This is a genomic window from Zavarzinella formosa DSM 19928 (assembly GCF_000255705.1).
GTDB classification, from domain to species: Bacteria; Planctomycetota; Planctomycetia; order Gemmatales; family Gemmataceae; genus Zavarzinella; species Zavarzinella formosa.
Window position 1 is genome coordinate 282,248 of sequence record NZ_JH636447.1, and the last position, 7,175, is coordinate 289,422.

The 7,175-nt window shown below is 60.7% G+C and carries 8 protein-coding genes; 1 reads left to right on the forward strand and 7 read right to left on the reverse strand.

Going from position 1 to position 7,175, the window contains the following annotated elements; translation table 11 throughout:
• Positions 1-45 precede the first annotated feature (45 nt).
• Entirely contained in the window at positions 46-1,866 is a 1,821-nt protein-coding gene (locus tag BGIM_RS0137985; protein WP_162136328.1) for an NEW3 domain-containing protein, read from the forward strand.
• 280 nt (positions 1,867-2,146) lie between these two features.
• On the opposite strand, the gene BGIM_RS58985 is transcribed toward BGIM_RS0137985, so the two are convergent.
• The 7 genes from BGIM_RS58985 to BGIM_RS0138025 form a co-directional block, all read right to left on the reverse strand.
• On the reverse strand, positions 2,147-2,974 hold the full coding sequence (locus BGIM_RS58985) for a formylglycine-generating enzyme family protein (protein WP_020474843.1): 828 nt from the start codon (positions 2,972-2,974) through the stop codon (positions 2,147-2,149).
• A 12-nt stretch (positions 2,975-2,986) separates the two neighbouring features.
• Complete coding sequence (locus BGIM_RS0137995) at positions 2,987-3,406, reverse strand: GNAT family N-acetyltransferase (protein ID WP_020474844.1); 420 nt, start codon at positions 3,404-3,406, stop codon at positions 2,987-2,989.
• Between the two features lie 24 nt (positions 3,407-3,430).
• Positions 3,431-3,952, reverse strand: a complete 522-nt coding sequence (locus BGIM_RS0138000; protein ID WP_020474845.1) for a DinB family protein — start codon at positions 3,950-3,952, stop codon at positions 3,431-3,433.
• Positions 3,949-4,572 (reverse strand): FMN-binding negative transcriptional regulator, encoded by a 624-nt coding sequence (locus tag BGIM_RS0138005; RefSeq protein WP_020474846.1) that lies wholly within the window; start codon positions 4,570-4,572, stop codon positions 3,949-3,951. Before BGIM_RS0138005 ends, BGIM_RS0138000 begins: the two co-directional genes overlap by 4 nt.
• Positions 4,573-5,063: 491 nt before the next feature.
• Positions 5,064-5,756 carry a hypothetical protein gene (locus tag BGIM_RS0138015; RefSeq protein WP_020474848.1) on the reverse strand — a complete coding sequence of 231 codons (693 nt, stop codon included), beginning with the start codon at positions 5,754-5,756 and terminating at the stop codon, positions 5,064-5,066.
• A 349-nt stretch (positions 5,757-6,105) separates the two neighbouring features.
• Positions 6,106-6,324 carry a hypothetical protein gene (locus BGIM_RS0138020; RefSeq protein ID WP_020474849.1) on the reverse strand — a complete coding sequence of 73 codons (219 nt, stop codon included), beginning with the start codon at positions 6,322-6,324 and terminating at the stop codon, positions 6,106-6,108.
• 178 nt (positions 6,325-6,502) lie between these two features.
• The gene (locus tag BGIM_RS0138025; protein WP_020474850.1) at positions 6,503-6,874 is read right to left on the reverse strand and encodes a lipocalin family protein; all 372 of its coding nucleotides are present in this window, start codon (positions 6,872-6,874) and stop codon (positions 6,503-6,505) included.
• Positions 6,875-7,175 lie beyond the last annotated feature (301 nt).

Below are 7,175 nucleotides of genomic sequence, written 5' to 3' on the forward strand. Positions count from 1 at the left end.
GCTGGGGAGAGTGCGGAAGTCGGGCCACGGATGGCCGGGAGTACCATGACCGATTCATTGAGGCTTTCGGCCCTCGCGGCCCTTCTGGCGTGGGTGGTCACCAATTCATTGTCAGCCCAACAACCCGGCTTCCAAACGCGCGAACCCCCGTTTGCCGGGAAGGACGACACCCCGGAACCGGCCAAACTCCCCGCCATCGTGCGGGGCGGCTATGACCCGGATGAAGCGGGCGGCGTGAGGCAGGCCGAGTTCACCGTCCCCGGCGCGACGACCAACCCGGCCCCGCTCCCCGGCGCCATGTCCGGCGTGCCGGTGCGGGTGATGCCGCCGTCGGTGGTCAAACCGGCGGGCGGGACGGAGATTCTTCTCCCCGCCGGGGAACTTCCCACGCCGACGGTGACGCTGAACATCGAGGGGGCGGATGTCTCCCCCAGCGGCCAAGCCGTGATTTATAAGTTGGTGGTGCGGAACAATTCGCGGGCCAAGGCCCATCATGTGGTGGTGCGGGTCATTCCCCCGGCGAAGGCCGACAAGGTGAAGGCCGAACCCCCGGCGACCGCCGATGATGCCGAGACCCGCTGGGAACTGAAGACCCTCGAACCGGGCCAGACCCGCACGATCGAAGTCGTGTACAAGCCGAGGCCCGACACCGAGGAAATGAAAATCCAGGCCCGCGTGCAGTTTGATTTCGGCCGGGGCATGGTCACCCACGTCTCGCCCCCCGCCGTCAGCATCAAAAAGGAAGGCGCGGAGAGCCTCGTCCTGGGCGACGTTTCCACTTACAAGATCATCGTGAAAAACACCGGCCGGGTGACCATCCGCGATCTCGAAGTGAAGGAACGATTGGACAAGGGTCTCGTCTACGAGGACCGCGAGCTGGCCCGCGGAACGACGGACGGCCGGTTGATGTCGGCCATCGACCCGAAAAGCGGCGAACGGATGTGGGCCATCCCGGCGCTGGCCCCCGGCCAGTCGCAAACGCTGGAATACCGCGTGAAGGCCAAGGACACCGGGAAAATCAAAAGCCAGGTGATGGTGAAAGCCGCCGACATTCTCAAGGAGACCAGTTTCGACACCGAAGTGTTGACGGCCAACCTTCAAATTCAGGCCGAAGGCCCCGCCACCGGAAAGGGGATGGTCGGCCAGGCGGCCGGCTACCGGATCACCGTCTCCAATCGCGGCACGGCCGAACTGAAGAACGTGTGTCTCCGCTGCCTCTTCCCGCCGGACATGAAGCCGACGCGGGCGACCAACAGCGGCCAGTCGTTCCGCGACAGCGTGCAATGGATCTTTGAAAAGCTCGCGCCGGGCGACGTGAAGGAAGTAAACGTCTCCCTCAGCACCGGCACACCGGGGGCGCGCACGGTGCAGTTTGCCGCGAAGGCCGACAAGGGACCGGAGCAAAAAGCGGCCGTGCCAACCGAATTCGCCGGGGTTCCCGCCTTGGGTTGGGACACCGACGTTCCCGGCACGGCCAGCGTCGGCAAGACGATCACATACAAAGTGACGGTCTCCAACACCGGCACGGCCGCCGCCCAAAAAGTGCAATTGCGGCTGGATTTGCCGTCGAACGTGGACTTCATCACCAGCAGCCCGGATGCCGCGAAAAGCGTGGAGGCAAACTCCCGGCAACTCATCTTCCAGCCCTACGACATCCCGGCCGGGAAGAAAACAACCTTCACCATCGAAGTGAAAGCCCGCAGCCCCGGCGAGGCGAGAGTCATCTTCCGCCTGCACGGCGAAGGCGCCGGCGCCGACGGCGCGGAACACCGCAACTCGACCACCATCACCGACATCGACAACCGCAGCCCCACCGGCCCGGCGCCAAAGTTCGACTCAACAAGGACGACATCACTTCCGAAGTGATATGAAAGGCATTAACCACAAAGACGCAAAGATCACACAAAGTTTCACAAAGAAGACCAAGGCAATGTGAAAACAAAAACAATAAGCAAAGTGAAAGCAAAAAGACCACGGAGCAAAATCAAAAAGCATTGTTACTTTGATTTTGCTCCGTGGTCTTCTTTTTTAACTTTGCTTCTGATCTGTTTTGATCTTTGTGAAACTTTGTGTGATCTTTGCGTCTTTGTGGTTACTGCCTTTCATGTCTTCGCAATTGGATTTCTTCTCTGTCCTCCTGAATGAATCACTTCACCCGGCAAGCCACGCGAAAGCCAATATTGTCGGCTTTCATGTTCGGGTCGCCGGGGTCGTGGGCGACGCTGGTGCAGTGAAACGCGCCCGAGCGCCAGGAGCCGCCTCGCATCACCGGCAGCCGGGTTTCGCCGGTGGCCGGGTCTTCCCGCCGGTCGGCGCACCATTCCCAGACGTTGCCGAGCATGTCGTGCAGACCCCACGCATTCGGTTTCAACTTCGCCACAGGCTGCCGGCCGCGACCATCGGCCTCGTTCTTCGGGTTCGGCGTATACGTGACGTTGAACCACGAATAATCAGCCTGTCCCTTGTCCGTCTCGCCGAAATGCCGGCTCGTGGATGTCCCGGCCCGCGCGGCCCATTCCCATTGGGCTTCCGTCGGCAGCGAATATTGGCGGCCGGCTTTCTTCTCCTCGGGTTGATCCGTCAGCCAGTCGCAAAATTCCTTCGCTTCCTTCCAGCTCACCATCGCCGCCGGCCGGTCATCCGCGTTGAACTCATCGGCCGCCCCGGCGATTTTGTGTCCGGCTTTGAACCGGCGATACTGCCCCAGCGTCACTTCCGTTTCGCCAAGGTAGAAGGCTTGCCCCAACGTCACGCGATAAGTGCTGCCGTTCGGCCCCATCGTGAAGCTCCCGCCGGGGATCAGCAGGAGTTTCATTCCGGCGCTGTTCGTGAAAACAGCATCACGCCCCGCCGCCTTGGCCCATTCCTCCCGCAATGTTTTGGCCCGCTCGGGTGGAAAAGGGACCGTCACCATCGGCGGCTCGGCCGCGCTGGCCATATGGCCCAGCGTCAACAAAAAGAAGATGGCACGCATGGGAACCTCCGTTCATTCCTTCGGAAGCGACGGCCGGTTAATCACCCAGCACGAATCATGGCGGGTCAGGCCGATGTGCGGGTAGTAGTCGCGGGCTTTTGGGGCCGCGACCAGAATCAGCGCCGTGTTCGTGCCGGCGGCGGCGTGGGTGCGGCGAATCAACTCCCGGCCGATCCCCTTCCGCTGGTGCTTTTCATCAACCGCCAGGTCGGACAAATACGTGCAAAAGGAAAAATCGGTCAACGCCCGCGACACGCCGACCAGCACGCCATCAATGCGGGCGGTGACAATCACCGGGGCATTGTCCAGCATCTTCCGAATGCTGTCCGGGTCGTCGATTGGCCGGCGTTCGCCGAGCGTGGAACGCACCAGCACATCGACAAACTCCTCCGGGGAAAGATTCGATTCTACTTGATACACGACATCCGACATTCGCTTTTCCTTCCTTCAAGAACCTCATGACATGGTTGACATCGCCGCCCGCTTCTCGGCGACGAACGGCAGGTGATGCCGCAGGTGCCGGATGGCTTGCAGCACCAATTGGCGAAGCGTCACCAGCCCGGTTCCGGTGTGAATGGCGGTTCGGGTCCATGCCTCCGGCGGTTGCATTCGCAGAATACGGGTGACGTGTTTGCGGAGGGCCGAGAGCAGGTCGAGTTGCTCGGCCAGGTCGAAGCCCTGATAGTTCAGCCGAGTGGGATAGGGACGTTCATCAACGCCCATCAACAGCGGATGATCCAAGGCAATCGTTCGCTCGATGCGATCCGAAAAATAAACTTCCGTGTCGGCGACGTGGCTCACCAATTCCAGCGTGCTCCATTTGCCGGGGATCGGCCGGGCGAGCAGTTGATCGGCGGTCATTCCCTCGACGGCCTGCCGCATGTCGTGGATGCCCTGTTCGTAGGCGGCGATGATGTCGGCCGTTTCCATCGTGGGATCGTCTTGCTGCATCCCCTGCATGTACGTTGCGTTTCTCATGACATTCCTTTCGTGTTCCGCATCAAGTCCGCGATGCCCTGCGAGTTTTCATCACCCTGCCCGTCCAGCGCCCGGATGACTTTCTCCCGGCGTTCGGCCGGATGGTTTTGGTTCAGCTTCCACTTGCCTTCGATCCGGTCGATCACGATGCGAAAGCCGACAATCTGGGCCAACAATCGCTCCACAAACACCGCGGACCCATCGAACGTCCACGGTTTCGGCATGTTCTGCTCATACACCCGCACGGTCTCTTGGACGATGCCGAGAAGGGTAGCCGAATCTTCGATGATCTCGACCCGGCCATAAGCGTGAACAGCCGAGTAGTTCCAGGTGGGAACCGTGTTCTCGGCCTCATACCACGTCGGCGAAATGTAAGCATGCGGCCCGGAAAAAACGGCCAGCGCGGTTTCCCCGGCCAGCGATCGCCAGTGCGGATTGGCGCGGGCGACATGCCCGACGAGGGCGCCATTCGGCCCGGCGGCGCGATCAAGGAGAAACGGCACATGCGTGGCAAACGGCTGCCCGTCCGCCTGGGAAATCAACAACCCGAAACTATGTTTCGTGATGTGGTCGTGCAACTTGCCGAGATCAGATTCGACAAAAGCGGGAGGGATGTACATCGAGTATTTTGGCCACGGAGGTAAGAGAAGAATTTCTAGCCACGGATGGAACAAAAACAAAACCGGATGAAAACAAGACACTCGACAGGACAGCCTCCTCTTGTGTTCGCGTCTTTCATCAGATTTTGGTTTTATCCGGTTTTTTCTGATCCGAGCCTGTGTTCCAAGCACATGGCCGAAGTGACCCTCTTGATCAAGAGGGAGTTGGAGGGGTCTCTTCGCCGGGGGGCCAAAGCCCTCCGCTGGAAATGACCAACAGCCCCGGTTTTGTGCTTTTAAAGTTGCGATTTTTCGAGGTTTTGGGTTTCTCGCGGGCGCCAGCCGCGCCCGCCGAGAACCCAAACTCCAGCAAAACGCAACTTCAAAACGCGCCAGTGAGGGGACCGCGATTCCCGCCGGTTCAACGATTTGCCAACGGGCGATGGCGGAGTTCGGCGACGTGTGACGGATGAGAGCAGTCAAAGACAAGACATGGTCCTGAAACCTTTTGCTCAATCCTTCTCCGGCCCCCGGCCGAGCCACCGTTCGATTCGCTTCTCGCCGGGGAAGGCCGCTGTCCAGAGCAGTCGCTCTCTGGCCAGGATGAATTCTCCTTCCACCGTCTTGCCCTTCCACGGTCCTTCCGTCACCGCCACATCGAGAAGCCGATACTCGGCGTCAATCGTCACCGGTCCGGCCATGACTAGTTTCCCCTTTTGCGTCAGCGTCAGCACACCTTTCTCGATGGTCAGCGTCGTTTCCCGCAGCGGCTGGCCGAAGTGACGCGGCTCTTGAAAGGCCCGTCCTGTCCACTCGCCCGTGAGCGCCGACTCGGCGTCTTTCTGGGCCTTCACTTGGGCGGGCGTCGGCTTCCTCTCCGGCTTGGGTTTCTGTTCAACCGCGACGACATTGATCCGGTGCGCGGGCCAGACCTTGATGTTGTGGGTGAAAATGCCCGTGACCTGAATGCGGTCGCCGCTGCGGACATTCGGAATCGCCGGGCTGAAGAGGCCGGAAATGCCGAAGCCGCTCGGAGTCGGGGCATCGACATGACCTCCCCAACCGTCGCCATAGTAAACATACCGGGGGGTCAGTTCCAGCCGGACCATCCGGCCCTGATACTTGTCCCGGTTGTTGACCAGATCCTCCACGGTGACCGAAACAGGCACAAGCGACGCGACGGCGAGGATGACGGAAGTGAGCATGGCGGCCTCCGGTTAAGTGAGGAAATCATACCCGAATGCGGCGGGAGACGGCGCAACATCGGCGTAACAGAACGCCGGTCAAATGCCTTGGGGACGTAGTTTTGAAGTGGTGGTTGTTGGTTTTTCAAGGATGGTTTTGGTTTTGGTCTTGGCGAGCCGAGCAGCGTAAGCTGCCGGGTGGCTTCCGGCGGGGAAGGCGCGCGAGTCATGGGCATGATTCAGGCTGAGTAAAGGGTAGGTGGTTCGCCCGCTGGAAGCCACCCGGCAGCTTACGCTGCTCGGCTCGCCAAGACCAAGCAATCAAACGCATCAAACGCCATTAGATCCGCGACATTGCGGATCCGCCAACTCACTCCCCGACTACCGGCGCGCCGGAAACGGCCGGGGGCATCGTCGGCAGTTCGCCGGGCACCCAGACTTTCCAGGAGTGGCCGCATGGGCCGCATTGGTATTTGGTTTCGATGCCGGGGTGGAGGCCTTTTTTCTCGTTGGCATCCACCGGCTTGCGGCCCCGGAATTTGTATTGGGGGCTGGTGCATTTCGGGCAGGTCTTGTCGGGAACAAACACGATCGGCGGTCCTCGTCGCGCTTGGGCAATGAAATCTTACCCGGTGAAATGGCGAAGGCGAGCCAACGAGACGGCGGGGAGGGCAGAGCGGCGGGCAAGCCGCCTTCCCAACCGTCATGACAGGCAAAGAGATGCGCCGGGGAACGAGCCCGGCTTTCCGGGAGGCCGCTCAACCGGCTTACTTGTTCATCCGAACGAAGGTGGTTTCCTTCATCAGCTGACCAAAAAGGACGAGTTCCTTCTCCGTCAGTTTCCTGACGGTGCTGATGGCAACAATTTCTCTGTCCCCCGCTTTGGTGTCAATCCGCAGCTTGTCGCCGTCCAGGGTGTATTTTCCATTCCTCTTCTCGCTGGTCCCGCCGGACCACATTTCCGACTTCATCGTGCCGTCGGCCAGGAATTCCACCGACATTCTGCCGTCGTAATTCTTGCCGTCCTTCGACAACGGCATCTCCCATTTTCCGACGAGGAGCGCCGGGTCGATCTTATCGGCCGCCGGGGCGACACCGGAGGCAACGGCGAGCAGAATGGCGGCGAAGAGCAAACGCATGGAAAACTCCTTGAATGGGGTGGAGAGAAAGTTTATCGGGCGGCGCCGGGGCTGTCATGGAATCGCGACGGCGGACACTCGACGCCATCGCCCAAGCCTCCGATACTTATCTGACGCCCAAATCATCATCCTCTCCGGAGAAATGACCGTGCCCGAACCCGTTTCCCCGCCCCCGGCGGCGATTGTGACCCAGATGATCTTCGGCAAGTGGGTGTCGATGGCCGTGTCCGTCGCCGCCAAGCTGCGGCTGGCCGACGCGCTGGCCGCCGGGCCGAAATCGCCTGCCGAACTCGCGGCCGAA